This is a genomic window from Burkholderia sp. MSMB1826, assembly GCF_001526325.1.
GTDB lineage: Bacteria > Pseudomonadota > Gammaproteobacteria > Burkholderiales > Burkholderiaceae > Burkholderia.
Window position 1 is genome coordinate 179,777 of the sequence record NZ_LOYN01000050.1, and the last position, 26,188, is coordinate 205,964.

20 protein-coding genes are annotated in these 26,188 nt (G+C 67.8%); 9 read left to right on the forward strand and 11 right to left on the reverse strand.

Annotated elements, in window-relative coordinates:
* Positions 1–53: 53 nt before the first annotated feature.
* A complete protein-coding gene (locus WS95_RS28640) occupies positions 54–1,481 on the reverse strand; it encodes an MFS transporter (RefSeq protein ID WP_059827404.1) in 1,428 nt (475 codons plus the stop codon).
* Between the two features lie 617 nt (positions 1,482–2,098).
* Between WS95_RS28640 and WS95_RS28645 the strand changes: the two genes are divergently transcribed.
* The 3 genes from WS95_RS28645 to WS95_RS28655 are packed head-to-tail and all read left to right on the forward strand — an operon-like array spanning position 2,099 to position 4,769.
* Complete coding sequence (locus WS95_RS28645) at positions 2,099–3,091, forward strand: aliphatic sulfonate ABC transporter substrate-binding protein (RefSeq protein WP_059827405.1); 993 nt, start codon at positions 2,099–2,101, stop codon at positions 3,089–3,091.
* Between the two features lie 11 nt (positions 3,092–3,102).
* Positions 3,103–3,960, forward strand: a complete 858-nt coding sequence (locus WS95_RS28650) for an ABC transporter permease (RefSeq protein ID WP_059827523.1) — start codon at positions 3,103–3,105, stop codon at positions 3,958–3,960.
* Positions 3,957–4,769 carry an ABC transporter ATP-binding protein gene (locus WS95_RS28655; protein WP_059827408.1) on the forward strand — a complete coding sequence of 271 codons (813 nt, stop codon included), beginning with the start codon at positions 3,957–3,959 and terminating at the stop codon, positions 4,767–4,769. Before WS95_RS28650 ends, WS95_RS28655 begins: the two co-directional genes overlap by 4 nt.
* Positions 4,770–4,796: 27 nt before the next feature.
* Here the strand turns inward: WS95_RS28655 and WS95_RS28660 are convergent, their stop codons facing one another.
* On the reverse strand, positions 4,797–5,705 hold the full coding sequence (locus tag WS95_RS28660; RefSeq protein ID WP_082747023.1) for an alpha/beta fold hydrolase: 909 nt from the start codon (positions 5,703–5,705) through the stop codon (positions 4,797–4,799).
* 86 nt (positions 5,706–5,791) lie between these two features.
* Here WS95_RS28660 and WS95_RS28665 point away from each other — a divergent pair, with 86 nt between their 5' ends.
* Both WS95_RS28665 and WS95_RS28670 read left to right on the forward strand, forming a co-directional pair.
* Positions 5,792–6,178, forward strand: coding sequence for a MerR family transcriptional regulator (locus WS95_RS28665; protein WP_059827411.1), 387 nt, complete (start codon positions 5,792–5,794; stop codon positions 6,176–6,178).
* A gap of 111 nt (positions 6,179–6,289) precedes the next feature.
* Positions 6,290–6,829, forward strand: a complete 540-nt coding sequence (locus tag WS95_RS28670) for a toxin (RefSeq protein ID WP_034209068.1) — start codon at positions 6,290–6,292, stop codon at positions 6,827–6,829.
* Between the two features lie 22 nt (positions 6,830–6,851).
* Here the strand turns inward: WS95_RS28670 and WS95_RS28675 are convergent, their stop codons facing one another.
* The gene (locus tag WS95_RS28675; protein ID WP_059827413.1) at positions 6,852–7,238 is read right to left on the reverse strand and encodes a VOC family protein; all 387 of its coding nucleotides are present in this window, start codon (positions 7,236–7,238) and stop codon (positions 6,852–6,854) included.
* 368 nt (positions 7,239–7,606) lie between these two features.
* The gene (locus tag WS95_RS28680) at positions 7,607–11,200 is read right to left on the reverse strand and encodes a YadA family autotransporter adhesin (protein WP_059827415.1); all 3,594 of its coding nucleotides are present in this window, start codon (positions 11,198–11,200) and stop codon (positions 7,607–7,609) included.
* Between the two features lie 1,132 nt (positions 11,201–12,332).
* Here WS95_RS28680 and WS95_RS28685 point away from each other — a divergent pair.
* Positions 12,333–13,148, forward strand: a complete 816-nt coding sequence (locus WS95_RS28685) for a response regulator transcription factor (protein WP_059827417.1) — start codon at positions 12,333–12,335, stop codon at positions 13,146–13,148.
* Positions 13,149–13,164: 16 nt separating this feature from the next.
* Here WS95_RS28685 and WS95_RS28690 read toward each other — a convergent pair whose 3' ends face one another.
* Positions 13,165–15,336 (reverse strand): TonB-dependent siderophore receptor, encoded by a 2,172-nt coding sequence (locus WS95_RS28690; protein WP_059827419.1) that lies wholly within the window; start codon positions 15,334–15,336, stop codon positions 13,165–13,167.
* A gap of 276 nt (positions 15,337–15,612) precedes the next feature.
* Here WS95_RS28690 and WS95_RS28695 point away from each other — a divergent pair, with 276 nt between their 5' ends.
* The 3 genes from WS95_RS28695 (at position 15,613) to WS95_RS28700 (ending at position 18,301) form a co-directional block, all read left to right on the forward strand.
* Positions 15,613–16,524, forward strand: a complete 912-nt coding sequence (locus tag WS95_RS28695) for a DUF72 domain-containing protein (protein WP_034209063.1) — start codon at positions 15,613–15,615, stop codon at positions 16,522–16,524.
* A gap of 171 nt (positions 16,525–16,695) precedes the next feature.
* A complete protein-coding gene (locus WS95_RS35420; protein WP_179949065.1) occupies positions 16,696–16,866 on the forward strand; it encodes a hypothetical protein in 171 nt (56 codons plus the stop codon).
* Positions 16,867–17,140: 274 nt separating this feature from the next.
* Positions 17,141–18,301, forward strand: coding sequence for a glycoside hydrolase family 53 protein (locus tag WS95_RS28700; protein WP_059781811.1), 1,161 nt, complete (start codon positions 17,141–17,143; stop codon positions 18,299–18,301).
* A gap of 42 nt (positions 18,302–18,343) precedes the next feature.
* On the opposite strand, the gene WS95_RS28705 is transcribed toward WS95_RS28700, so the two are convergent.
* From WS95_RS28705 to WS95_RS28730, 6 genes are all read right to left on the reverse strand, one after another.
* Complete coding sequence (locus WS95_RS28705; protein WP_059827421.1) at positions 18,344–19,657, reverse strand: sugar efflux transporter; 1,314 nt, start codon at positions 19,655–19,657, stop codon at positions 18,344–18,346.
* 4 nt (positions 19,658–19,661) lie between these two features.
* Positions 19,662–21,632, reverse strand: a complete 1,971-nt coding sequence (locus WS95_RS28710) for a beta-galactosidase (RefSeq protein ID WP_059827423.1) — start codon at positions 21,630–21,632, stop codon at positions 19,662–19,664.
* Positions 21,633–21,668: 36 nt separating this feature from the next.
* On the reverse strand, positions 21,669–22,520 hold the full coding sequence (locus WS95_RS28715; RefSeq protein WP_034209473.1) for a carbohydrate ABC transporter permease: 852 nt from the start codon (positions 22,518–22,520) through the stop codon (positions 21,669–21,671).
* 11 nt (positions 22,521–22,531) lie between these two features.
* Entirely contained in the window at positions 22,532–23,449 is a 918-nt protein-coding gene (locus WS95_RS28720; RefSeq protein ID WP_034209060.1) for a carbohydrate ABC transporter permease, read from the reverse strand.
* A 79-nt stretch (positions 23,450–23,528) separates the two neighbouring features.
* Positions 23,529–24,767 carry an ABC transporter substrate-binding protein gene (locus WS95_RS28725; protein ID WP_034209059.1) on the reverse strand — a complete coding sequence of 413 codons (1,239 nt, stop codon included), beginning with the start codon at positions 24,765–24,767 and terminating at the stop codon, positions 23,529–23,531.
* 63 nt (positions 24,768–24,830) lie between these two features.
* Positions 24,831–25,985 (reverse strand): ABC transporter ATP-binding protein, encoded by a 1,155-nt coding sequence (locus tag WS95_RS28730; protein ID WP_059827425.1) that lies wholly within the window; start codon positions 25,983–25,985, stop codon positions 24,831–24,833.
* Positions 25,986–26,188: the final 203 nt, after the last annotated feature.

The following is a 26,188-nucleotide window of genomic DNA, read 5'->3' on the forward strand; positions in this document are numbered from 1 at the left end:
GTCCGACGAAGCCGTTCGTGTTTGGCGGGGAACGCGAGCGTCCCCGCCGGCGCCTACGCGACGCTTTCGTCGTCGATGTCGTGCGCCGTCGGTTCGTACCGCACGATCAGCAGAAACGCGATCGGCGTGACCGCACTGACCGCGACGACCCAGAACATGTCGGTGCCGAGCCGGGCCTGGAGAATCGGCAGCACGAACAGCGCGAGCGCCTGACCGATGCCGCACAGCGACCGCCCGAAGCCGACGCCGGTGCCGCGAATCGCGGCCGGATACGACAGCGTCGGATAGATCATCATCTGCGCGCCCGGCCCGAATCCTTCCGCGAACAGCCACGTGCCGAGCATCAGCAGCACGACGCCCACCGCCAGCGCGCCGTGCGGATGCCCTGCGAGCGCCAGCGCGACGAGCGCGACCGTTTGCAACGCGAACCCCGCGATCGCGACATGACGCGACGGATAGCGATACGCGAGACGCATGCCGAGCAAGCCGCCGGTGAACGCGAACAGCACGTTCAACGCCAGCGATGCGGCGATCGTCTCGAACACGCCCGCCCCCAGAAATTGCGACAGGATCGACGGCAGGAAGAACGCGATCGCGGTGTATTCGAACGGGATGCACAGGTTCATCACGCTGGCGACGATCGTGCGCCCCAGATACGGCCGCTGAAACAGCACGCGAAGCCGCACGGGCGGCGGGCTCGGCTCGCGTCGCGCGTCGTCCGCTTCGTGTGCGTGAATGCCGTACGACTCGCGCAGGATGCGCGCGGCATTGGCCAGATCGCCCTGATTCGCGGCCCACAGCGGCGATTCGTTCATGAAGCGGTTCCGGAACAGGATGATGACGAGCGCCGGCACCGCGCCGAAGATCAGCGACGCGCGCCACAGCCATCCCGCATGCTCGGCCGGCAGCAGGAAATACAGGCCGAAAATCAGCAGGAAGCACACCGACGACGCGACGTACCACATCGGGCACCATGCGGCGAGCCGGGACGCCTTGTTGCCGCGGCCGTTGAACTTCGAGAATTCCGCGAGGAACGCCATCGCGACGGGCAGGTCGATGCCGACGCCGAGCCCCATCACGAAACGCGCAGCGATCAGCACCCAGACGTTCGGCGCGAGCCCGGCCGCGATCGCCGCGACCACGAAGAACAGCATGTCGGCCATGAATACCTGATAGCGGCCGATCCGGTCGGTCAGCCAGCCGCCGATCAGGCTGCCGAAGATCGTGCCGATCATGATCGCCGACCCGACCAGCCCGGTCAGCGCGGGTGTCAGCCCGAATTCGCGCGCCACGTCGTCGATGCCGTACGACAGCGTCGTCAGGTCGTACGCGTCGAGAAACACGCCGCCGAGCGCCAGCAGCACGATCATCCGCGCATGGCTGACCGAACTGTCCACGGTGTTGATCAGGCGCGCGACGTCGCTGGCCGAGCGGATGGGGGAAGAAACCGGCGTGACCGGGCTCAGATCGATCGAACTCATCGGATTCCTTAGTTTGATGCCGAGTGCACGGCAAGGTCGTCGTGAAGCCGGGAACCGGGAAGGTGCCTGCGCGACCCGCGCGGCGTCGAGCGAATGCGGCCGTGCGATCGCCGGGTTCCGGCAGCGGAAATTCTGTTCCTCCGCTTCGGCAATCCCAAGCGATATAAAGCGATAAATTAATCGGCGTGCGTCATAAAGTTGCGCGGAGCGCGCTTATCAGCAACGTGCATGTTCAATCGCGGATTTCTTCGTTAACGGATCGCCTGCGCTTCGTTACATTAGGGTCTGTTTACATATGGAACGCACATGCGAATGCCCGAAATCGCTCGTAGGGCAAGGAGTGAGGAGCGCCGTTTGGCCGCGCCAAACAAGCGACGAACGACGCCGCCATACGGGCGATTTCGGGCATTCCCGTGACATGATTTTTAATTTGGGGTTGCCACGAGAACGGCCGCTCGCCGTGTTGCGCTCCTTGCGAATACGTCAGTATTCGCGGCGTCGCGCGCCTCGCGAGCGGCCGTTCTCGTGGCAACGCATGCGCGTTCCATATGTAAACAGACCCTAGCCCTCTTCCCAGCCTGTTCGCGGCGCATTGCCGCTCTTCCGGAGAATCCCCGATGAAGCCGTTCTGGTCCCGCGTGTGGCAATCCGCGGCCCTCGTCGTTGCCGCGCTTGCCGGCCTCGCGTCGACGCACGCGCACGCGGCGACGCCCGCCGAAATCCGCGTCGACTATGCGTACTACTCGCCCGAGAGTCTCGTGGTTCGCCACTTCGGCTGGCTCGACGACGAATTCAAGGCCGACGGCACGGCGATTCGCTGGGTGCTGAGCCTCGGCAGCAATCGCGCGCTCGAATACCTGAACAGCGGCGCGGTCGATTTCGGCTCGGCCGCGGGGCTGGCGTCGGTGCTCGCACGAGCGAACGGCAACCCGATCCACACCGTCTACGTGTTCTCGCGCCCCGAATGGACGGCGCTCGTGGTGCGCAAGGATTCGCCGATCCGCTCGCTCGCCGATCTGAAGGGCAAGAAGATCGCCGCGACGCGCGGCACCGATCCGTTCCTGTTCACGCTGCGCGCGCTGCACACGGTCGGCCTGACGCGCGACGACGTCGAGATCGTCAACCTGCAACATCCCGACGGCCGTACCGCGCTCGCGAACGGACAGGTCGACGCATGGGCCGGGCTCGATCCGCACATGGCCGCCGCCCAGCTCGACGACGGCGCGCGCCTGCTGTACCGCAATGTCGCGTTCAACACGTACGGGTTCCTGAATGTTCGCGATGCGTTCGCCAGCCAGTATCCGCAGGCGGTGACGCGCGTGCTGAAGGTCTACGACCGCGCGCGCCAGTGGATCGTCGCGCATCCGGCCGAGACCGCACAGATCGTCGCCGATCAATCGAAGGTGTCGCTGCCGGTCGCGAAACTGCAACTCCAGCGCAACGACTTCGGCGACCCGGTGCCGGGCGACACGCAGCGCGCGGCGCTGAAGGCCGCGGCGCCGGTGCTGACGGCCGAACAGTTGACCAAGCCGGGCGTCGATCCCGCGAAGATCGTCGATACGCTGATCGATCCGTCGTTCGCGCGCCCGATCGCCACCGCGTCGCATTGAGCGTGCCGCCGATGACGGACACCGCCGCGCGCAGCGGTGCGCGCGCGTCGCACCCACCCGCTTCGCCGCCCCGCACGGCCCGCCGTGACCCGCTGCGCGCATGGCGTATCGCGGGCCTCGCGCTGCCGTTCGTCGCGCTCGTGCTGCTGGAGTTCGTGGTGCGGCGCGGCTGGCTGCCGGATCATCTCGTGCCGGCGCCGAGCGAGATTCTCGATACGCTCGCGCGGATGGGCGCCACGCGGCTCGCCCGTCACGTCGGTACGAGCGCGCTGCGCGTCGCGGCCGGCTTTGCGGCCGGCGCCGGGCTCGCGCTCGTCGTCGGCGCGGCGATGGGCCTGAGCCGCCGGATCGATGCGCTGTTCGAACCGACGTTCCAGGCGCTGCGAGCGATTCCGTCGCTCGCATGGGTGCCGGTGCTGCTGCTGTGGCTCGGCATCGACGAGGCGCCGAAGATCACGCTGATCGCGATCGGCGCGTTCTTTCCGGTTCACCTTGCGGTGGTCGCCGGTATGCGCGACGTGGACCGCAAGCTCGTCGAGCTCGGCGCGGTGTACCGGCTCGGCCCGCTCGCGCTGTTCCGTAGGATCCTGCTGCCGGCCGCGCTGCCGCAGATCGTCACCGGCCTGCGGACCGGCCTCAGTCTCGCGTGGATGTTCATGGTCGCCGCGGAGCTGATCGCGGCCACGCGCGGTCTCGGCTTCCTGCTGAGCGACGGCCGCGAAACCGGGCGCCCCGATCTCGTGTTCGGCGCGATCCTGCTGCTCGCGTTGCTCGGCAAGCTGACCGACGGCGCGATGCGCCGCATCGAGTCGCGCTGGCTCGGCTGGCGCGATGCGTTCGGCGGTGCGTCGCGCGAGGGCGGGCAATGAGCGCCTACCCTTCCGTGCGCCCGACCGCCGGCGTCGCCGCGCCGCTGCTCGACCTGCGGATCGCCCGCAAGCTGTACGGCGATCGCACGATCCTGGCCGACGTCGCGTTGCAGGTCGCGCGCGGCGAGATCGTCTGCGTGGTCGGCCCGAGCGGTTGCGGCAAGAGCACGCTGTTGCGGATCGTCGCGGGCCTGGACCGGGATTTCCGCGGCAGCGTGACGCTCGACGGCAGCGCGCTGGCCGGGCCGTCCGCACGCATCGGCGTGATCTTTCAGGAACCGCGGCTGCTGCCGTGGCTGTCGATCGCGGACAACGTCGGCTTCGCGTCCGGAGCACGGGGCGGACGCGACCCGAGCGTCGCGCGCTTGCTCGACGAAGTCGGCCTGGCCGGCGTCGCGCGGCAACTGCCGGCGACGTTGTCGGGCGGGATGGCGCAGCGCGCCGCGATCGCGCGCGGGCTGTTCGGCGAGCCGGATCTGCTGCTGCTCGACGAACCGTTCAGCGCGGTCGACGCGATCACCCGGATGCGCTTGCAGACGCTGCTGCTCGATGTCGTCCAGCGGCACCGGATGGCCGCGATCGTCGTCACGCACGATCTCGACGAAGCGCTGTATCTCGGCGATCGCGTGCTGATGCTCGCGCCGAACCCGGGCCGCATCGACGACGAAATCCACGTCGACGTCGCACGGCCGCGCGACAGGCGCGATCCGTCGCTGGCCGCGCAGCGCGCGCGGCTGCTCGATGCGTTCCAGCGCTTTCACGATCGCGCGGCGGGCGACACGGCCGGCATCGCGGTCGCGCCGGCCTGACGTCGCCGGCCCGCGCGACACCCGACTTCACGGCGAGGACGCCGACCGGACGAACGCGGCCAGATCGCGATTGAACCGCTCGGCTTCCTCGATGAACGGCGCGTGCCCCGATTCCGCGTACACCTTGCTGACCACGCGCGGGTTCAGCTCGGCCGCGCGGGCCAGCGTCGCGTGCGTATCGACCAGCGCGTCGCGGCCGCCGTAGACGAAGAGCAGCGGCACGCGCGCGTTGCCCAGCCCCGCGGCGGCGAACACCGACATCGTCGGGATCGCCTTTTGCATGTCCCACGACGCCATCGCGGCGTTGGCGAGCAAGCGCTCGAACGTGGCGGCGTTCGGCCGACGGTTGAAGCACAGACCGACGAACGTGCGCTCGCCGTCGAGATGCGTTTTCAGATCCGCCGCATTCATGTCTCGGTACACGTCCGGATGATCGACGATCTGGCCCGGCGCAAGCTCGACCACGCCGTCGACGTACACCGCGCCCGCGATCGCGCGATCGCCGTATTTGGCGAGGTAGTTCGAGATCACCACGCCGCCGAGCGACCAGCCGACCACGACCGGCTTGCGCGCATGCGCGCCTTCGATGACCGCGGCGAGATCGTCGCCCCAGCGGGTGCCGTCGCGATACGGCTGCGCGCCGGACGGCTTGTCCGACAGCCCGTGGCCGCGCAGATCGTACGTGATGATCCGGAATCGGCGCAGTTCGGGGCTGTCGACCTGCGCGTCCCAGTTCAGGCGGCTGCCGAGCAGGCCGTGAATCAGGATGACCGGTACGCCGTCGGGGTCGCCGCTTTCCTGAACGGCCAGCTTCACGCCGTCCGTCGACGTGACGGTATAGCTCAGCGGCGCGGCGGCCGCGTCGTGCGCCAACGCGAACGGCGTCAGCCACCCGATCGCGACAAGCAACCAGCGGATCAGCACTCGGGTATTCACGATTGTTCCTCCAGGCATGAACGGACGCCCAGTCTCAACCCTCACACTGATGTGAGAGTCAAGCGAATCGTGTTAGCCTGCCTCTCATGAAAAACCCGCCTGCTTCGCCCCCGCTGACCATCGGCAAACTCGCGCAGCTCACCGGCGCGAGCGTGCGCTCGATCCGGCACTACGACGAGCACGGCCTGCTCGCGTCGGTGCGCGCGGCCAACGGCTATCGCCTGTTCCCCGAAAAAGCGGTGACGCAGGTCAAACAGATTCAGCGCATGATCGCGACCGGTTTCACCCTCGACGACATCCGCGGCTTTCCGGACTGCATGCTGCTGATCGACGGCGCGCGTTCGTGCGATCAGATCACCGACGTCCAGCGCGAACGCCTCGAAGCGATCAACCGCCAGATCGCCGATCTCGAAAAGCGGCGCGCGCGGCTCGTCAAGATGTTGCGGGAGGGCGCGGCGCCGCCGCTCGATTGATCGATGCGCGGCGGGTTCGCCGGCGGCCCGCCTTTTCCGCCACGGATACCGGTCCGCCCGCGCGCTTCGGGCACAATACGCACCCTCACCTTTTTGCCCGTGGTCACACACATGCGTGTCATCGTCGTCGGAACGAGCGGATCCGGGAAATCCACCTTCGCCAGCGCGCTGGCCGCCGCCGCGGCCTGCCCCTGCATCGAACTCGACCGGCTCTACTGGGGCCCCGGCTGGACCGCCGTGCCGCCCGCGCAGTTCGAGCGGGAGGTGCGGGCGGCGACGGCCGGCGACCGATGGGTCGCCGACGGCAACTACAGCGCGGTGCGCGACGTGCTGTGGTCGCGCGCCACGCACGTCGTCTGGCTCAACTTCGGGCGATGGACGGTGTTTTCCCGCGTGCTCCGGCGCACGATCGGCCGCGGGCTCATGCGCACCGAGCTGTTTCACGGCAACCGGGAATCGCTGCGGATGGCGTTCTGCTCGCGAGACTCGGTGCTGCTGTGGTCGTACACGACATTCGCGAAAAACCGCGTCAAGTTCGCCGGCTTGCGCGACGACCCGAAATACGCGCATCTGCAATGGACGGAGATCACCCAGCCGTCGCGTACCCGCGCGGCCATCGAGACCCTCGCCCGCGTCGGCCGTTGCGATTGAGCGCGGCACGAACCGCGTCGCGTCAATCGTCGAAGGTGCCCCGATATTCCGGCGCGGCATCCGCGCGCGTGTTCAGTTCGAACATCACGCCGCCCGGCGCGCGGCAAAAGAAGCGCGAGCCGCGCCCGTTGTTGAAGACGCCGGTCTCCATCGCGACGCCCTCCTCCTTGAAGCGCGCGAACAGCGCCTGGACGGCATCGAGGCTCGGCAGTTCGAAGCCGACGTGGAAATTTGTCGGCCACGCGGGCACACCGTCGCCGTCGTGATCGATCACGACGTCGAAGCCCGGGCGTTTGAGGATCCACGATTTGTCCCAGCTTCCCGCGATCTTGAAGCCGAGGTATCGCTCGAAGAATCGGGCGGTCGCCAGTGTGTCGGCGGAAGGAAAGCTCAAGTGGTTGAGCTTCATCGTGGGTGTCGTTTCGTTCATGATCGCGCTCTCTGATGCGGTGATGGGCGCAGGCCCCATGCCGTGCCGCCCGATGACGTCAGAATACGAGCGCGGGTTCGCATCCCACAACTCGCATTGGACGTTCCGCCGCACGGGCGCGAAACCCTTGCGGGGCCGAGCGCGGCGGGATGACGACGATCACGGCGGAAGGCGCCACTCGCATTTGCGACGGGTACCGTCGATGCGGGATGGCCGAGCGGCCGGCGACGCGAAACGACGACGGCCCGGGATTCGCGAACGAACCCCGGGCCGCCGATCGGCCGCGGGTACCGGGCTTCGCCTGCATCGCCCGGCACCACGCGTCGCTCACGACGACGCGACCTGCATCAGAACTGATAACCCGCGCCGACCACCGCGCCGAAGTCCGACCGCGCGTTGCCCGTCACCGATGCCTTGACGACCCAGCGGTTGTTCTCCGTCACGTACGAGTAGCCGGCTGCGAAGCCCTGCTGGCCGTGATAGTTCGACGTCGCCGCCGACACCATCGAGCGTCCCGCGCCGGTCGGCTGCGGCAAGCCGGCCACCGCCATCGCCGACGCGACGCCGCCGTACATGTCCTTCTTCAGGTCGTTGAACGAGTTGTACACCTGCCCGATACGCTGGTCGGTATACCCCTTCGCCTGCGTCGACGCCGTCGCGAGGTTGTCGTTCAGCTGCTGCACGTTCACCGCGTCGGTCGGCGCCGTGCCGGCCGCGACGTTCGTGATCTGGCGCTCGCTGCCCTTCGCGCCGACCGAGAACGAGTTGTCGCGATCGGCGACGGAGCCCTGGCCGACCGCCACCGCGTTCTTGCCGGTCGCGGTCGCCGTCGACCCGATCGCCCCCGCATCGGCGCGCGCGATCCATGTCGTGTTCGCATCGGTCGCGGCCGCGCGGATCTTGTCGTTGGCCGCCACGTTCTTCAGCGCGTTGTTGAACTGACCCATGTTGACCGCGTCGTTGTCGTTCACGCCCGCCGCGACACCGGTCAGCACGCGGTCGCCCGCCGTGCCGGAGAAGTTCACGCTCGCGCCGCCCGAATCCTTGCCGACCGTGATCGCGCCGTTCGGATCCTGCTGCTGCACGAGGCCGGCCTTGCCGTTCGCGATGTTGGTCACGCTGCCTTGCAGGTTCGAAATGTCGGTGGTGTTCTTCGCCACCTGCTGGTTGGTCGCGTAGAGCTGCGAACCGTTCACCGCGTCGGTGCTGGTCGCGGCGAGCGTGCCGGCCTGCACGTTGGTGATGCGCGTGCCGCCCGCACCGCCGAGCGTGATCGTGCTCTTGGAGCCATCGTCGTACTGCACCGCGAGCGCGCCGAGCTGGTTCAGGTTCGACTGCACGTCCTTCAACTGCTTCACGTTCACCGCGTCGGTATCGCCGGTGCCCGCCGCGACGTTCTTCAGCACGACCGCCGACGTCGCATCGCCGCCGACGAGCGACACCGAATTCAGCCGGTTGCCGCTCGCGTCGACGTCGTACTTGACGACGTTCTTCACGGCTTCGCCGGCCTGGTTCGACACCTGCGTGATCTGCTGTTCGAGCGCGGTCTTCACGCCCGACAACTGGCCGCCGTTCACCGCATCCGTGCTGCCCGCGGCGAGGTTGCCGTCGGCCACGTTCGTCAGCTTCGTCGGCGCACCGCCGCGCGCGGCGTTGAACGCGCCGAGCGTCGGGTCGAATTGCAGCGCGTCCTGCTGCAGCCCGGCAATCGCGGCGGTGTTGCCCGCGATGTTCGTTTCGGCATTGCCGATGCGCGTTTCGTGATTCGCGAGCGTCGTCGTGTTGCTGCCGACGCGGCCGTCGAGGTTCGTCAATGCGTCGCCGACGTTGTCGAACGCGCTGCCGCCGATCTTGTAGTTCGGTGCGCCGATCGAGCCGTCCGGGTTTGCGGTCGCGCCGCCGCCGAGCGCGGCCGCGGCGCCGTCGGTCGCGCGGCGCAGTTGCGCGCCGTTCACCGCATCGGTGCTGCCTGCCGCCACGTTGCCTTCCGCGACGTTGGTCACGCGCACCGGGCTGCCGCCGTTGCCCGCGCCGAGCGACACCTGCCGCTTGCTCGGATCGTCGTATTTGACCGCGAGCGCATCGAGCTGGCTCGTCCCGTCGTGAATCGCCGCGTTCAGCTGATCGACGTTGACCGCGTCCGTTCCGCTCTTGCCGGCCGCGACGTTGCTGATGAGCTGCGGGCCGTGGCCGCCGTGGCTCGCATCGTACGCGCCGAGGGCCGGGTTCCATTGCAGCGCGTCCTGCTGAAGCGCCGCGATGTTGCCGGTGTTCGTCGTCACCTGGTTGCCGACGGTCGCGATCGACTGGTTGAGCGTGTCGGTCGCCTTGCCGAGCTGGCCCACGTTCACCGCATCGCCTGCCGCCACGCCGTCCGCGACGTTGTGCAGGCCGACCGGCGCCGCGGCGCCCTGGCCGCCGAGCGTGACGCCGCCGTGCGCATCGTCGTCGTACTGCACCGCGTTCTTCGTCGCGGTGCCGATCTGGCTGGTAATCGACGTGCTCAGGTTGCCGAGCGTCGTGCTGAGGTTGTTCGTCACGCTCGTGCTGAGCGATGCGAGGCCGCCCGTCAACTGGCCGACGTTGACGGCGTCGTGGACGTCCTTGCCGTCCGCGACGTTGTGCAGCGTCGTGCCGTTCGGGCCGGCGAACGTCACCGAGTCGAAGCCGCTCGCGCCGTCGTACTTGACGTTGCGCGTATCGGCCGCTTGCAGGTTGACGATGTTCGACGCCGCGGTGCTCAGCGACCCGTTGATGCCGGTCACGCTGTTCTGCAGGTTCGCGATGTTCGACGCCGCCGTCGAAACGGACGTCTGCAGCGGCGCGAGGCTGCCCTTCAACTGGCCGACGTTGACGGCGTCGGTATCGGCGACGCCGGCGGCCACGCCGCCGATCGTCGTGCCGGTGGCGCCGTCGAGCGCGATCGCCGCATGCGAGTCGTCGGTGTATTTCACGACGTTCTGCGTCGCCGTCACGATGCTCGTGCTGAGGCTGTTGCCGACGCTGGTCACGCGCTGGTCGACGTTCGAGATCGAGGTCGACAGCGCATTGCCGACCGACGTCACGCGTGCGTCGACGTTGCCGATGGCCGTGCTCAGCGTGCCGTTGACGTTCTTCAACTGCTGGACGTTGACGGCGTCCGTATCGGCCGCGCCCGCCGCGACGTACTTGAGCTGGCGCTCGCTGCCGAGCGCGCCGAACGAGACCGCGCCGCCGACCGGCGCGGCCGTGCCGCCGAACACGGGCGTGCCGCCGTTGTTCGCGCCGACACTGCCCGAGCCGATCGCGACCTGGTTGTTGTCGTTCGTCTGCGCGCCTGCACCGATCGCCACGGACTGCGTGCCGGCCGCACGCGTCTGCGTGGCCGCATCGTACGATGCGCCGGCCGATACGCCGTCGCTCGACGTCGGGTTCGCGCCGCCGATCGCGACCGAGCGGTCGCCGCTGGCGAGCGCCGAATGGCCGAGCGCGATCGAGCTCGTGCCGTGCGCATCCGCGACGTTGCCGAGCGCCATCGAGAAATCGCCGACCGCCGCCGACTGGCGGCCGATCGCCAGCGCCGTGTTGCCCTGCGCGACCGCCACCGTGCCGATCGCGGTGGACGAGTTCGCCAGCGCCTGCGAGCCGACCCCGATCGCGATCGCGCCGCCGCTGCTGCTGCCGCCCTTGCTGCTCGCATTCGACTGGTCGCCGATCGCGATACCGCTGGCGCCTGCTTTCGCATTGGTGCCCTGCGTCACGTTCGTGGTACTGACTGCGACGTAGTTGCCGTTCTTCGTTGCCACGCACAGCGGGTTGGTGCCGTCGATGCACTGGCCGTTCAGCGCGTTGTCCGGGTTGCCGCGGTCGACGAAATTGTCCGCGTGCGCGGCGCCGGCGATCAGCACACCCGCACCCGTGAACATCGCGGCGGCGAGCGCCGAAATCTGCTTCCTCTTCATGGTCTTCTGCTCCGTTGTGTAGCGTCTGGTTTGAATACGGACTACTTACTTTTATTGACAGCTTCGACTTCGATTGCGACTTCGGTTCGGCAGCGGATTCCGACGCCGGGCAAGCCGTGTCGACACGGCACGCATCGAGCACCCGTTTCGACCGGGCGTCCGAAAGCCCGGGGCATGCCGTCGGCCTGACGTCCCGCTCCGTTGATTCGGCAGTTACATTAGGAATACGTATTGATTGTCATGGACGAGTCTTTCCCCGGCTGAATCCGGCGATTCAACCCGTCGTCATGTACTTCCCCGATTATTCGTCGCGTCGATCGCGACCCACACCGCTTCTTTTATTTCATCCCCCGTCACCCGGGTTTCACTTCGTGCAGCGAGCATGTGCCGGCACCGTCATCAATTGATGCGCCGGCCCCGGGTTCAGGCAACGTCCGTCACCGCTTGCGGCACTTCCGCTGCCCTGCTCCACCCGTGACTCAAAGTTCGGACGAATTATGAGACACGAAATTAAATTATTAAAGCCGACATTCTTTATAGATTGTAAAATTCCAAATATTCAATGGTTTACGCAAAATACATCCATTCCGCAAACGATTTCGCGCCAGCACCGTTATTCAAAATCTTTTGCAGAGCGTATAAATACTTTGCCAAAGCGGATTCAAATAATTCTTTTCCCTAAAATACGATCCGAAAGCCGGCCGGCCACGCGGTTTCTCACTCGATATACGCGTAAACCACCAGCAATGGCGCACGTCGACGTTTCACGTTCCTGTCGCAAACCGCCATTTTCGATAATCACGAACATGGAATGGTGAGAATCGAGCCGTCATGTCTGGCCGGATTCCAAATATGCTCCTACAATTCCGCTCGCATCGATTCCGGCAGCCGCGATCGCCGTCCATGCGAGCACGGCGATCCGTCGCGTCCTGCCGATTCGGCGATCAAGACCACGAACGCCGCACGATGCGTCGAGCGGTTGCCGGCCGCGCGGTTCCGCGTCGTCCGGAATCGATGCGAGCGTGCGATGCGCCGGGATGCATCGCCACGCAGCGGCGTCCCACGTTTCCCGCTCACCGGGCAGGCCACCCGCGGAAAACGCAGCCAACCGCCTTTTCACAACAGGTGCACGATGCCTTCATCGATCTCCGCATTGCGCGACGCGCATATCCTGATCGTCGACGATCAACCCGACCAGCTCCGTTTGCTGACCGACATGCTGCGCAGCACGGGATGCCGGATCAGCATCGCATTCGACGGCGCGCAAGCGTGCCAGCGCGCGCAGGCGCTGATGCCCGACCTGATCCTGATGGACGTGCGCATGCCGCGCATGGACGGCTTCACCGCGTGCCGCCTGCTGGCCGCCGATCCGCTGACGGGCGCGATCCCGATCATCTTCCTGACCGTGGCCGGCGCGTTGCACGAACGGCTCGAGGGGCTCGAGATCGGCGGCGTCGACTATGTGGTGAAGCCGTTCGAGCCGGCGGAGGTGATCGCGCGGATTCGCGTGCAGCTCTCGCGCGCGAAACGCGAACGGTCCGCCGGGACGGAGCCGGCGGAAAGCCCGTTCGCGGGCGGCAACGACGACGACATCATCGTGCGCGCGGCCATCCGCCACCTGTCGCGCACGCTGAACGATCCGCCGACGGTGGAGGAGCTGGCGCGTGCGGTCGGCACGCACGAAAAGCGCTTGTCGCGCGCGTTTCGCGACAATCTCGGCCAGACGGTGTTCGAATATCTGCGCTACGAGCGGCTGCGGATCGCGCAGGATCTGCTGGACTCCACGTCGCTCAGCATCGCCAGTATCGCCAAGGAAATCGGCTTTTCCACGCCGGCCAATTTCGCCACCGCCTTCCGCGAACGTTTCGGCATCACGCCGACCGAATGGCGACGCCAGGGCCATGCCGGCGCGCGCACCGCGAGCAGGGAGCCGCAACGCCGCGCGTAGGCCGGATGCGACGCGCTCACCAGTTGTATTTCGCGCTCGCCAGCACGGTCCGCTCGTTGCCGAACACGCACACGGCGTACGACTGACAGCCGCTGACGTAGCGCCGGTCGAACAGGTTCGCGACGTTCACCGCGAAACGCCAGCGCGGCAGCTCGTAATGGATCGCGAGGTCGTAAAGCGTCGCGCTCGGCACCGTCAGCGAATTGTCCGGCGCGCCGGCCGATGCGCTCTGGTAGCGCACGCCGCCGCCGATGCCGAAGCCCGCCAGCGCGCCCGTGCGCCAGGTCCAGTCGGCCCACATCGACGCCATCTGCCGCGGCAGCGGGACGGACACCGGCCAGTGGTTCAGCGACGCGTCGTTCGCCTGCACGTTCTTGACGTCCTGATAGAGATACGACGCGACGATCGACAGCTCGCGCGACACCTGGCCGACCGCGCTCAGCTCGATGCCTTGCGAGCGCACCTTGCCGGTCTGCACCGACGTCGTCGCGGTCGGGTCGAGCGCGACCGGCGTCGGCGTCACGACGTTGGTCTGGTCGATCCGATACACGGCCGCATTCAGCATCAGGTTCCGGCCGGCCGGCTGCCAGCGCAGCCCGGCCTCCGTCTGCGTGCCGCGGGTCGGCTTCGGCAGGCCGCCGCCGTACATCCGCACGCCGATGACCGGATCGAACGACGTCGAATAGCTGACGTACGGCGACAACCCGGCGTCGCCGCGATAGGTGAGCCCGACCCGCCCGGAGAACGCACTGACGTCCTGCTGCGCATGCGTGCCGGCGGCCCGGTCGTCGAACCGCGCATTCACGACGTCCTCGCGGCCGCCGAGCGTCAGCGTCCAGCGCCGCCAACGGATCTGGTCCTGCGCATACACGCCGACCGCGTTCATCGCGGTGTACTGATCGACGTGGCCGAGCGACGTCGGGCCGGAGAAGATCGCGGCCGTCACGGGCCGATAGACCGGGTGATACAGGTCGAGCGACGGGGCGAGCGCAAGCAGCACGCTGTTGGTCGTCGTCTGCCGGTCGAACTGCAGGCCGAACAGCAGCGTATGTTCGAGCGGCCCCGTGCCGACGCGCGCCTGCGCACGATTGTCGATGTCGAGCCTGCTGTAGTTGAGCTGGAACAGCCCCGCGAAACGCATCATGTTCGTCGTGCTGCGGGGCGCGAAGCCGTTGCCGAACACCGTCGCATCGTCGAGCGACAGGTGCGACCAGCGCACGTCCTGATGCAGCGTCCAGATCGCGTTCACGCGGTGTTCCAGCGCGTAGCCGAGCGACCATTGCTTCTTGCGGTAGTCGTTGAACGACGGGTCGCCCATGTAGATGTCCTGCGACAGGCGGCCGTTCGGGTTCGGCAGCACCGTGCCCGACGCGGGCAGGAAGTTCGACGAGATGTCGCCGCTGTCCTGCAGGTACGTCGCGGAAAACGTCAGCGACGTGTCGGCGTTCGGCCGCCACCGGAACGACGGCGCGAGCGCGACGCGCCGGTCGCCGTTCGGGCCGGTCACCGCGTTGCCGTCGCGCGCGACGCCGACGAAGCGGTACGCAGCCTTGCCGTCAGGGTCGAGGCTGTCGCCGACATCGAGCATGGCCTGCTTGCGCGCATCGTTGCCGAGCTGCACGCCGGCTTCGCGCACGCGCGCACCGTCGGCGCGCTTCGTCTGCGCGTCGACGATCGCGCCCGGCTCGCCCGCACCGTACAGCACCGACGTCGGCCCGCGCAGCACCGCGATCGAATCGATCGTGTACGGATCGACGCGCCAGTTCGCGATCACGGCCGTGTTCGGCGCCGGCAGGCCGTCGACGTACAGCGTCGGCGTGAAGCCGCGCAGCGCCGCATACCAGTCGGTGCGGCTGTCGGCGCCGAACGTCGCGAAGCCGGGCACGTAGCGCAACGCCTGGTTCAGGTCGGCCGCGCCGGTCATCTCGATCTGTTGCGCGGTGACGATGTCGATCGTTTGCGGAATCTCGTCGATCGGCGTGTCGGTCTTGGTGCCGGTGGCGGTGCGCCGCCCGACGAGCCCGACGGCCGAAGCATCGGCCGGCCCTCGCACGTCGATGGCCGGCAGCACGGCCGCCGCCCCCGGCGCCGATGCCTGCGCGTGCGCACCGCCCGCGGCGGCCGCGCACCACGCTGCGCCTGCCGCGATCGCCATCGCGCGCCGCCCCGTCCCTGTCTCCGTCCACATCGTCTCGATACTCCGTCGTGCTGGATTGGCCCGTTCGGCCGGATCGACGAACCGTGTATTGCCCGGTCCGTCCGGTGGTGTCGTGATTGCCGTGCCCGGCGAACGCAGTGAAGCGGGGATCGGTGCGCACCGACCGATTGCGCCGTTCGCGAGCGCAGCGATCATACCGGCCGAACGTGGCGCGGTCTTTAAAAAAAGAATTGGACCGACGGCGGCGGCACGCATCTTGCGCGTCGCCCGAACCGCATCAGGGACCCGGCGCAGCCGGGCATCGACGTGACACGCACATCCGGCAGGATTCACATCGGCATTTCAGGCTGGCGCTACCCGGGCTGGCGGGGGACGTTCTACCCTGCCGACCTGAAGCAGGCCGGCGAGCTGCGGTATGCAGCGGGCCAGATGCAGACGATCGAGATCAACGGCACGCACTACAGCCTGCAAGCGCCGGACAGCTGGCGGCGCTGGTATGCCGAAACGCCGCCGGGGTTCGTGTTCAGCGTCAAGGGTTCGCGCTACCTCACGCACATCCTGCGTTTTCGCGACGAGACCGCCACGGTCGCGTGCGCGAATTTTTTCGCCCAGGGGCTGTTCGCGCTGAAGGAGAAGCTCGGGCCGCTGCTGTGGCAATTCCCGCCGTCGCTGCGTTTCGACCCGGCGCACATGGAGCGCTTCCTGAGCCTGCTGCCGCACGATACGGAAGCCGCGCTCGCCCTCGCCCGCCGGCACGATTCGCACGTCCGGGCGCCATATCTGGAGATCGACCGCAAGCGAGCGTTGCGTCACGCGGTGGAAGTGCGGCACGACAGCTTCGTGGATCCGGCGTTCGTGAAACTGCTGCGCCGCCACAAGGTCGCGCTCGTCGTGTCGGATTCGACCGAGGCGTGGCCTCAGTTCGAGGATCTGAGCGCGCGGTTCGTGTACATGCGGCTGCACGGCACCGAAACGAAGTATTCGGGCGAATACGCCGACGCGGCGCTCGAGCGATGGGCACGCCGGATCGACACGTGGAGCCGGGGCGCGCAGCCCGACGATGCGCGTCTCGCCGCACCGGCGCTGCACCCGCCACGCGCGGCGACGCGCGACGTGTACTGCTATTTCGACAACGACACGAAAACGCAAGCGCCGTTCGACGCCAGGCGGCTGATGGCGCGGCTCGGGCTGCACGCGCATGACACGGCGGCCGAATGAAGCGGCCGGCAAACTGCACGCCGAACACGCCGCCGGAAACCGCGAGGCCGGGCGCGAAAGATGCTCCGGTGCTGCCGGATCGCACGTCCTCGTCGCGCGCACCGCGCGCCCGGTAAATTTTTCACGACCGGCAATCGGCGCCATGGGCCAACACTGCAAGGAGAAAAAGCGATGACCCTGCTCATCTACCTGGTCGGATGGATCATTTTCATCGGCGGCGTCGTCTGGGGTTTGATGACGCTGCACGTCGCCCAGCACATCATCGAGATCGTGGCCGTCATCCTGTTCGGCATCGCGGTCATCACCGGCGCGACGCGCGCCCGGAATCGCGACCGCTCGTAGCAGGGCGCCGGCGCGTGCCCGCCCCGCACGGTCGGACGGCATCGTCCGGATTCCTCACGTACGTCGCTGGCCGTTTCGTACGCACGGCGGGACGCCGGGAAGGCAGGCGCCTCCGCGCCTCACCAGATAGTAGGCAACGCATGCGTCCTTTGCGTCGGCGGCAGCGGTTGCGCTACGCTCGATTCGGCCTCACGTAGAGGCCGAAATTTAAGCGCTTAAACTTTTGATGCCGGCGATCCCGCACCCGACGGGATCCCTCACCTGGAGGATGACGATGAACAGACGATCGATGCTGAGCTGGAGCGTTTCGACCGCGGCACTTGCCTGTCTCGACCTGGCCGGCCCGCTGCCGGCCTTCGCACAGGCCGTCACGCGTGCCGCAGGCAGCGCCCCGTTCGCGATGGGCGCCGACGTGTCGACGCTACCGGAACTCGAGGCGCACGGCGCGCAGTACTTCGACCGCGGGCACCCGCGCGACTGCCTGAAGATCCTGCACGCGCACGGCGTCGATTCGATCCGCATCAAGGTATGGAACGATCCGGGCAATCCGGACTTCTTCCCCGCGAACCAAAGCGCCCCGGCCGGCTACAACAACGCGGCTCATGTCGTTGCGCTCGCCAGGCGCGCGGCCGCGCTCGGAATGCGCATCCTGATCGATTTCCACTACAGCGACTGGTGGGCCGACCCCGGCAAGCAATACCCGCCGCATGCGTGGGCCGGCAAGAATCTCGCCGATACGTGCGCGCTGCTGTCGGCTTATACGACCGACGTGCTGCGCCAGTTGCAGCGCGCCGGCGTGCGGCCCGAGTGGGTGCAGATCGGCAACGAGATCACGGGCGGCATGCTGTGGCCGCTCGGCCGCTACGACCAGTGGGACAACCTCGCTCAATTGCTGAAGGCGGGCCGCGATGCGGTGAAGGCCGTCGACCCGCGCATCAAGGTGATGCTGCACATCGACAGCGGCGGCGACAACGCGAAAAGCCGCTGGTGGTTCGACAGCGCGACGCAACGCGGTGTCGCATTCGACGTGATCGGCCTGTCGTATTACCCGCAGTGGCAAGGCGCGCTCGACGACCTGCGCAACAACGCGAACGATCTCGCGGTGCGCTACGACAAGGAACTGATCGTCGTCGAGACCGCGTATCCGTGGACCACCAGCGACGGCGACTCCGAGCCGAACGCGATGACGAACACGGGCTCGACCGCGTTCCCGCCGTCGCCGGCCGGGCAGGCGCAATTCCTCGCGGCGGTCGTCGATATCGTGAAGGGGGTGCCGGGCCGTCGCGGCGCCGGCGTGTTCTGGTGGGAGCCGGAGTGGATTCCGACGCCGGGCGTCGGCTGGAAGGTCGGCGCGGGCGACCAGTGGGACAACAACACGTTGTTCAATTTCCACGGCCACGCGCTGTCGTCGCTCGACGCATACCGCCAGCGCTGACGCGGCACGGCCGACGGCATCACCGCACCGGCGTATCGCGCGTCAGTGCGGTGCATCGACACGGCGGCGCGCAGGCGCCGCCGTGTCGCTTGTGCCGCTCGTGCCGCTTGCGCCACCGGCCCGGCCGCGCTCGCCGCGCGCATCCCGGGCGAGCAGCGCGAACGCGACGAGCGCGAGCCCGCAACAGCCCGCGAACGTCGCGCGATAGCCGAACAGGTCGACGCACGCGCCCGACAGCACGCCCGACGCAATCGAGCCGACGCGCGCGGTGCTGAAGAACATCGCGGTGGCGGTTCCGGGGCGCGTGGGCATCAGATCGCATACGCGCGTCATCCCGAGGCACGACGTGATCGCGACCACGCATGCGCTCAGCAACTGCAGCGGCAGGATCGCATCGACCCGCGACACCGCCGCGAGCCCGACGAAATACGCCGCATGCACGAGCGCACACGCCGTCAGCCAGCGCGCCTTGTCGAGCCGCGTCGACCGGATGCCGAGCCACAGCATCATCGGAATCTCGAGCAATGCGGCCAGGCCGAGCGCCGCCGATACGTTCGTCGGCGTGCCGCCGAGTCCGCGCACGATGTAGAGCGGCAGCACGATCATCGTCGCGTTCGCCGCGAGCCCCATCAGCGTGAGCGCAACGAGGGTCCGCAGCACGCTCGCGCGCGGCGCGACGACGGCCGCCGTCGCGTCGCCCGGCGCTGCCGGGGTGCGATCGACTGCGCGCGCATGCGTCGCCGCGGGCCGCCGCACGGGTTCCGGAATCCGCGCGACGATCGCCGCGCATGCGACGAAGCCGGCGGAAGCGGCGAGAAAGAGTCCGGCGAAACCCGTCTGCGCGAGGATCAGCGCGCCGAGCGCAGGACCGAATACCCACGCGATCGACAGCATCGTGCGCAGCGCGGCCGACGCGAGTTCGCGCTGCGCGTCGTCGGCGACGGGCAGCGCCGCGCGCGCGAACGAGAAGATCTGCGACAGCGACACGGCGCCCGCGCCGAGCAGGATCGTGCCGGCGGCGATCACCGGCCCGTGCGCCCGCAACATGCACAGCAGCGCGAAGCCCAGCGCGGCCGCCGCGAGCGACACGACGAGCAGCGGCCGGTGCCGGTCGCGGCGATCCGACCAACGCCCGGCCCACGTGCTCGCGACGACCCCGCTCGCCGCGATCAGCGTCATGAACACGCCCGCGAGCAGCGGCGACATCCCCGCCGCTTCCACGCCGAACAGCGACAGGTACGGCGCGGTGAACGACATCGCGACGCCGAGCAGCAGCGCCGCCGCGGACAGCGGCACGAAATGCGCGATCCCCGCCAGGCGCGCGAAATGCAACCGCAGCGACCGCAACGACTGCATCGCGTCAGTCCGGCTCGACCCACGCGGCAACGTCCACCGCGCCGAGTTCCCGGCCGCCGAGGACGAAGCGCGCACCGTCCGGCACGGGCAGCGTGCACGGCGCGTCGCCGTAGTTGAACGCGAACGTTACGCGCCCGCGTCGACGCAACCGCACGCCGTCCGGCAGCGCGCGCATCGAAAGGCCGGCATCGCGTGCGCAGCGGGCAACGATCGCGCGCAACAGCGTCCGGTCGAAACAGGCCGTCGCCATCGTGACGCCACCGCACCGCACGAGCACCGGCACACCGTCGTCGCATGCGGCGAGCACGTCGATGCCGGCCGTCGATTCCATGTCGATGTGATCGCGCCATTTCAGCGCATGGCCGTCGACACCGTCGAACGACACCCGCGGCGCGAGCGACGGCCGCAGCGATTCGACCTGGCCGATCCGCACCGGCAGCACGTCGCGCAGCTTGCCCGTCGCGAGACCCGGCGCGATCGCGAATTCCGCGGTGCGCGAGCCCGTGCGCGGCCCGAACAGCCAGTGCGCGCGTCCGCTCGCGGCCTGCTCGACGATGCGCTCCGTCACGACCGGCAGCGTCGGCGCGACGACGAACGCATAACGCGACACGTCGGCATCGGCCGCAACGATGTCGACGTCGAGACCCAGCTCACGCAACGCGCGATACCAGTCGAACGCGTGCTGCTGATAGTCGAAATCGGCGCCGTGCGGCTGGATCCGGATCATCCAGTCGGCCTCGTAGTCGAACAGCAGCGCGACGCGCGCCGTCTCGCGCTCGCCGACGACGAGCGCAGGATCCAGTGCGGCGATCTCGCGCGCGACGCGCGCCACTTCATGACCGCCCGGCGACAACCGGTCGTCCGGTGCGTTGAGCCCCGAGTGCAGTTGCTCCTGCGCGTGCGGATACTGCCGCCAGCGGAAATACGACACGAGTTCCGCGCCGTGCGCGAACGCTTCCCAGGTCCACAACCGCACCGCGCCCGCGTGCGGCACCGGGTTGTACGGCGCCCAGTTGACGGGCCCCGCCTGTTGCTCCATCACCCACATCCGGCCGTTGCCGACGCCGCGATACAGGTCGTGCGAGAACGCCGACACGTCCGGATGCCCGGTGCGGGCCCAGCGTCGCTTGTCGGCTTCGTCGAGCGGCAACACTTCGGTACGCGGCACCGGATAGCTGTCCCACGCGGCGACGTCGAGCCCGCCTCGCGCGAACGCGTAGTGGTCGAACTCGGCGAAAAAGCCCATGAAGTTGTGCAATACGTCGCGGCCCGGCGCGTGCGGACGGATCGCGTCGACCTGCGCGGCATGGAACCGCGCGACCGCGTCCGACTGATAGCGCCGGAAGTCGAGCAGATGCGCCGGATTCGCGTCGGTCGGCGTATGGCGCGGCAGTTCGATCTCGTCGAAGCCGCGATACTCCATGCTCCAGAACACGTTGCCCCACGCGCGGTTCAGCGCGCCGATATCGCCGTAACGCGCGGCGAGCCACGCGCGAAAGCCTTCGAGCGCCGCCCGCGTATAGCTGGGCAGCGTGTTGTGGCAGCCGAGTTCGTTGTCGGTCTGCCACGCGATCACGGCCGGATGTGCGCCGTAGCGCCGCGCCATCGCGTCGGCGATGCGCACGCAGTGCTCGCGATACACGGGGCTCGCGATGTCGTAATGGCGACGCGAGCCGAACTGCCACACCGCGCCGTCCGCGCCCACCGGCAGAATCTCCGGATGACGATCGACGAGCCACTTCGGCGGCGCGGCAGTCGGCGTGCCGAGCACGATCTTCAACTGCCGGCGTGCGAGCGTGTCGATCGCGTCGTCGAGCCACGCCCAGTCGTAGCGGCCCGGCTCCGGCTCCATCCGGCTCCACGCGAATTCGGCGATCCGCACGCGGGTCAGGCCCAGTTCGGCCATGCGCCGCGCATCGCGATCCCATTGTTCGCGCGGCCAGTGTTCGGGGTAGTAACAAACGCCGAGATGCATCGTGGATTCCTTGCTGAAGAAAGAGGATGGGACGGATCAGCCCTTGGTCGCGCCGAATGTGAGCCCCGCGACGAAGTGCTTCTGCATCGCGAAGAACATCGCGACCGACGGCAGCGCGGCGAGCACCGAGCCGGCCGACACGATGTTCCAGGCCGTCGTCCACTGCCCTTTGAGCGCGGCGACGCCGACCGTAATCGGCGCCGCGTCGTCGCCTTGCGTGAGGCACAGCGCCCAGAAGTAGTCGTTCCACACGAACGTGAACACGAGGATCGCGAGCGCCGCGAGCGCGGGCCGCACGAGCGGCAACACGACGCGCCAGTAGATCGCCCACTCGGACGCGCCTTCGACGCGCGCGGCCTCGATCAGCTCGAACGGCAGCTCGCGGATGAAGTTGCGCAGGAACAGCGTGCAGAAGCCGGTCTGAAACGCCGTATGGAACAGCACGAGCGCCCACACGGTGTTGTAGAGCCCGACGCCGAGCATGATCTGGCGCACCGGAATCATCAGAATCTGGATCGGCACGAAGTTGCCGGCGACGAACAGCCCGAGCAGCACGAGATTGCCGCGGAAGCGGTAGTTCGCGAGCGCGTGTCCGGCGAGCGACGCGAGCAGGATCGACGCGGCGACCGACGGCACCGTGATCAGGATGCTGTTCGCGAAGTAATGCAGCATCGGCGTCTGCGTGAGCGCGGCGCCGTAGTTGTCGACCAGCGCGAACTGCTTCGGCCAGTCCCAGTAACGACCGGCCGCGATCTCGTCGGTCGAGCGGATCGACGTGACGAGCACCGCGAGCAGCGGCACGAGCCACAGCACGAGCGCGCACGGCAGCGACAGCCGGTACAGCAGACGGGCGGGACGTCCCCAGCGGGACACGGGCATCGGATACATGTTGGTCATCCTTACGACTCGACGCGCACCAGCTTGCGAAGCTGCCACACGATATAGACGAGCATGATCGCGAACAGCACGACCGCAATCGCGGCCGAATAGCCTTCGCGGTAATACTTGATCGCCTGATCGACCATGAAATACGCGAGCACGGTCGAGCTGTCGAACGGGCCGCCGCCCGTCATCACCGAGATCAGGTCGAAGCTGCGCAGCGCGCCGATCACGGTCAGCACGACCGCCATGAACGTCGCGGGCCGCAATTGCGGCAGGATCACGTGCCACAGCAGCGTGAAGCCGCGCGCGCCTTCCATCCGCGCCGCTTCGACGATCTCGCCGTTGATGCCGGTCAGCCCGGTCAGGTAGAGAATCATGCAGAACGGAATCTGCGGCCACAGCGCCGCGGCGATCACGCCGTAGGTCGCATAGCGCGGATCGCCGAGCACCGGGATCCCGTGCCCGACGATCAGCTTCAGCAGCCCGAACGTCGGATCGTAGAACCACGAGAACACGAGCCCGACCACGACGCCCGGCAGCACGAACGGCGCGAAGAACAGCGACTTCACGAGCCGGATGCCGAACACGTTCTGGTTCAGGTACAGCGCGAGCGCGAGGCCGAGCGGCGGCGCGGCGAGAAACAGCACGAGCCACAGCACGTTGTTCTTCAGCGCGACGTAGAACGTGTCGGACTGCAGCAGCTCGCGATAGTTGTCGAGCCCGGCGAACGTCATCGGCGTCATCCCGTCCCAGTGATGGAAGCTCAGCCAGATGCTGCTGACGATCGGGTACAGCACGAACACGGTGAAGAGCGCGAAACCCGGCAGCACGAACCACAGGGCCGCGCGGTTGCGCCGTCGCGCGAGCGACGCGCGCGCATGCCGCCGCGGGCCGGCATCGCGGCGCGCGGCGCTTTCTGACAGGCTGGTTGACATGAGGTGACCTTCGACGAAACGAACTTAAAGGTGGCGACGAAGCGCCGGACCGGCCGCGCCGGCCCGGCCGCGCGGCGCATTACTTGCGGTAGATGCGCTTGCGGGTCTGCTCGAGGCGCTGCAGGATCGCATCGAGCTGCGTCGGATCGGACAGGAACTGCTGCATCGCCTTCATCCCCTCGTCGGCCATTTCCTTCGTCATGTCGCGGTCGTAGAACTGCGCGATTCCGCCCGGCGTCGTCGCGAGCGTGCGGAAGCCGATCTTCGAGATCGGATCCTGCGGCTCCGGCGCCTTGTTGTTCGACGGCAGTTGCCCCATCCCCTTCGCGAACTCGCCGCTCACCGCCGGTTGTCCCATGAACGCGAGGAAGCGGCGCGCATCGGCCTTGTTGTGCGCCTTCGCGGGGACGATCAGCACGTTGACCGGGCCGTCCTCCGCCAGCGGCACCGATGCGTCGATCGCCGGGAAGCGGAAGAAGCCGATCGGGTTGCGCGTCGCGCTCAGCAGTCCTGCCGAATACCAGGTGCCCATCAGCGTCATCGCGGCCTGGCCGTTGACGATCAGCGGGCTCAGCGAATCGACGTCGTAGGACAGCGCGTTGTCGATGAAATACTTGTCGTCGATCAGCTTCTTCCATGCCGCGTACACCGCCCGCACGCGCGGATCGGTATAGGCGACGTCGCCGGCCATCAGCTTCTGGTGGAACGCATAGCCGTTGATCCGCAGGTCGAGGTAGTCGAACCACGCGGCGAGCGTCCACGCATCGCGCGCAGCCACCGCGATCGGCGCGATGCCGGCCGCCTTCAGCTTGCGGCATGCGTCGAGAAACTGCGGCCAGTCGGCCGGCTCGCCGTGAATCCCCGCCTTCTCGAACAGATCCTTGCGGTAGAACAACCCGTACGCGTCATAGCCGAGCGGCAAACTGTAGAGCTTGCCGCCGTAGGTCGACGACTGCTTGACCGACGCATACGTGTCGTTCCAGCCGTTCTTCTGCCAATCCGCGCTCAGGTCCTCGATCAGCCCGCGCTTCGCGAAATACGCGAGCCGTTCGCCGTTGTTCCAGCTCAGCACGTCGGGCGGATCGGTCGCGAGCCACCCGGACATCTGCACCTTGTACGCCTCCTCGCCGACGTAGCTGACCTTCAGGTCGATATCCGGATTCGCCTTGTGGAACTGGTCGAACGCTGCCTGCCACGTCGCGCGCTGGTTGCCGCGCGCGGCGACGTTCACTTTCAGCGTGCCCGCGTCGGCCATGCCCGCGGCGCACGCCGCGGCAGTCGTCAGGGCAAGCAGCAGTCGGCTCGCACGAAGTCTCATCGTTGTCTCCTGGTATTGGTGTGTCGAATGCCGCGTCGCACGCGGCGGCTCGGCATTGCGCCGTTACGCGAACGCCGCTTCGGCGTGAAGGGCCGGCAATGCGATGCCGGCTTCGTCGAAAAGGTGACAGCTCGACGGCGGCATGCGGAACGCATGGCGCTCGCCGCGCCGCAACGCGGCCTGCCCGGGCAGTTTCGCGAGTAGCGGCACACCGTCGGGCTGGTCGAGATGCACGTACGCGGCTTCGCCGAGCTGCTCGACGAGCGCGACGTCGCGGACGATCGACGGCCAGCCGGCCTCGCCGGACGCCGCGAGCGTCAGGTGCTCGGGACGGATCCCGAGCGTCACGCGCGCGCCGCGGCCGACGTGGCGCGGCAACGGGCGATCGCGCAGCGTCAGCGTTTCGCCGGAGCCTTCCAGCGTCAGCCGACAGCCGTGCGCATCGCCCGCGTCGACGATCGCCGGCAGAAAGTTCATCCGCGGCGAGCCGATGAAGCCCGCGACGAAGCGGTTGGCCGGCCGGTGATACAGCTCGAGCGGTGCACCGGCCTGCGCGATGCTGCCGAAGCGCGCGACGTCGTCGCCCGCGTGCAGCAGCACGATCCGGTCGGCCAGCGTCATCGCCTCGATCTGGTCGTGCGTGACGTAGACCGAACTCGATTGCGTGAAGCGCGCGTGCAACCGCGCGATTTCGACACGCGTCTGGCCGCGCAGCGTCGCGTCGAGGTTCGACAGCGGCTCGTCGAACAGGAACACGCGCGGCTCGCGCACGATCGCGCGGCCGATCGCGACGCGCTGCCGCTGCCCGCCCGACAACGCCTTCGGCTTGCGATCGAGCAGCGCTTCGAGCTGCAGCACGCGCGCGGCCTCGGTCACGCGGCGGCGGATCTCGTCCTTCGGCGTGCCGGCGATTCGCAGTCCGAAACCGATGTTGTCGAACACGGTCATGTGCGGAAACAGCGCATAGCTCTGGAACACCATCGCGACGCCGCGCTCCGCGGGCGGCGTGTCGTTCATCCGTGCGCCGCCGATCCGCAGCTCGCCCTCGGTCACGTCCTCGAGCCCGGCGATCATCCGCAACAGCGTGGATTTTCCGCAGCCCGACGGACCGAGAAACACGCAGAATTCGTGCGACGCGATCTCGAGGTTCACGTCGCGCAGCACCGGCGCATGGTCGCCGTAGCGCTTCGAGACATCCTTCAATGAAATGGCGGTCATCGCGCTCTCCTTTCGCCGGTCACACGCATCGGACCGAAAAATTTAAACGCTTAAATTTCTGTGGCGCGATTCGCCCGGTTCGCCGTACCATGTCGTCTCCTTCCTCTGATGTGTCGAGAAATTAGCGTATCGGCCGTCCCTGTGCAACTTGTGGGACGCACTCCCAGAATATGAGCAGACACTTCCCCGTCTTACTGTCCTCG

Bases quoted from the DNA above. Each gene is read 5' to 3' on its own strand.
- WS95_RS28690 (WP_059827419.1), bottom strand. From the start codon at position 15,336: ATGTGGACGGAGACAGGGACGGGGCGGCGCGCGATGGCGATCGCGGCA.
- WS95_RS28725 (WP_034209059.1), bottom strand. From the start codon at position 24,767: ATGAGACTTCGTGCGAGCCGACTGCTGCTTGCCCTGACGACTGCCGCG.
- WS95_RS28700 (WP_059781811.1), top strand. From the start codon at position 17,141: ATGAACAGACGATCGATGCTGAGCTGGAGCGTTTCGACCGCGGCACTT.
- WS95_RS28710 (WP_059827423.1), bottom strand. From the start codon at position 21,632: ATGCATCTCGGCGTTTGTTACTACCCCGAACACTGGCCGCGCGAACAA.
- WS95_RS28680 (WP_059827415.1), bottom strand. From the start codon at position 11,200: ATGAAGAGGAAGCAGATTTCGGCGCTCGCCGCCGCGATGTTCACGGGT.
- WS95_RS35420 (WP_179949065.1), top strand. From the start codon at position 16,696: ATGACCCTGCTCATCTACCTGGTCGGATGGATCATTTTCATCGGCGGC.
- WS95_RS28675 (WP_059827413.1), bottom strand. From the start codon at position 7,238: ATGAAGCTCAACCACTTGAGCTTTCCTTCCGCCGACACACTGGCGACC.
- WS95_RS28650 (WP_059827523.1), top strand. From the start codon at position 3,103: ATGACGGACACCGCCGCGCGCAGCGGTGCGCGCGCGTCGCACCCACCC.
- WS95_RS28655 (WP_059827408.1), top strand. From the start codon at position 3,957: ATGAGCGCCTACCCTTCCGTGCGCCCGACCGCCGGCGTCGCCGCGCCG.
- WS95_RS28645 (WP_059827405.1), top strand. From the start codon at position 2,099: ATGAAGCCGTTCTGGTCCCGCGTGTGGCAATCCGCGGCCCTCGTCGTT.
- WS95_RS28720 (WP_034209060.1), bottom strand. From the start codon at position 23,449: ATGTCAACCAGCCTGTCAGAAAGCGCCGCGCGCCGCGATGCCGGCCCG.
- WS95_RS28670 (WP_034209068.1), top strand. From the start codon at position 6,290: ATGCGTGTCATCGTCGTCGGAACGAGCGGATCCGGGAAATCCACCTTC.
- WS95_RS28715 (WP_034209473.1), bottom strand. From the start codon at position 22,520: ATGTATCCGATGCCCGTGTCCCGCTGGGGACGTCCCGCCCGTCTGCTG.
- WS95_RS28705 (WP_059827421.1), bottom strand. From the start codon at position 19,657: ATGCAGTCGTTGCGGTCGCTGCGGTTGCATTTCGCGCGCCTGGCGGGG.
- WS95_RS28640 (WP_059827404.1), bottom strand. From the start codon at position 1,481: ATGAGTTCGATCGATCTGAGCCCGGTCACGCCGGTTTCTTCCCCCATC.
- WS95_RS28730 (WP_059827425.1), bottom strand. From the start codon at position 25,985: ATGACCGCCATTTCATTGAAGGATGTCTCGAAGCGCTACGGCGACCAT.
- WS95_RS28665 (WP_059827411.1), top strand. From the start codon at position 5,792: ATGAAAAACCCGCCTGCTTCGCCCCCGCTGACCATCGGCAAACTCGCG.
- WS95_RS28685 (WP_059827417.1), top strand. From the start codon at position 12,333: ATGCCTTCATCGATCTCCGCATTGCGCGACGCGCATATCCTGATCGTC.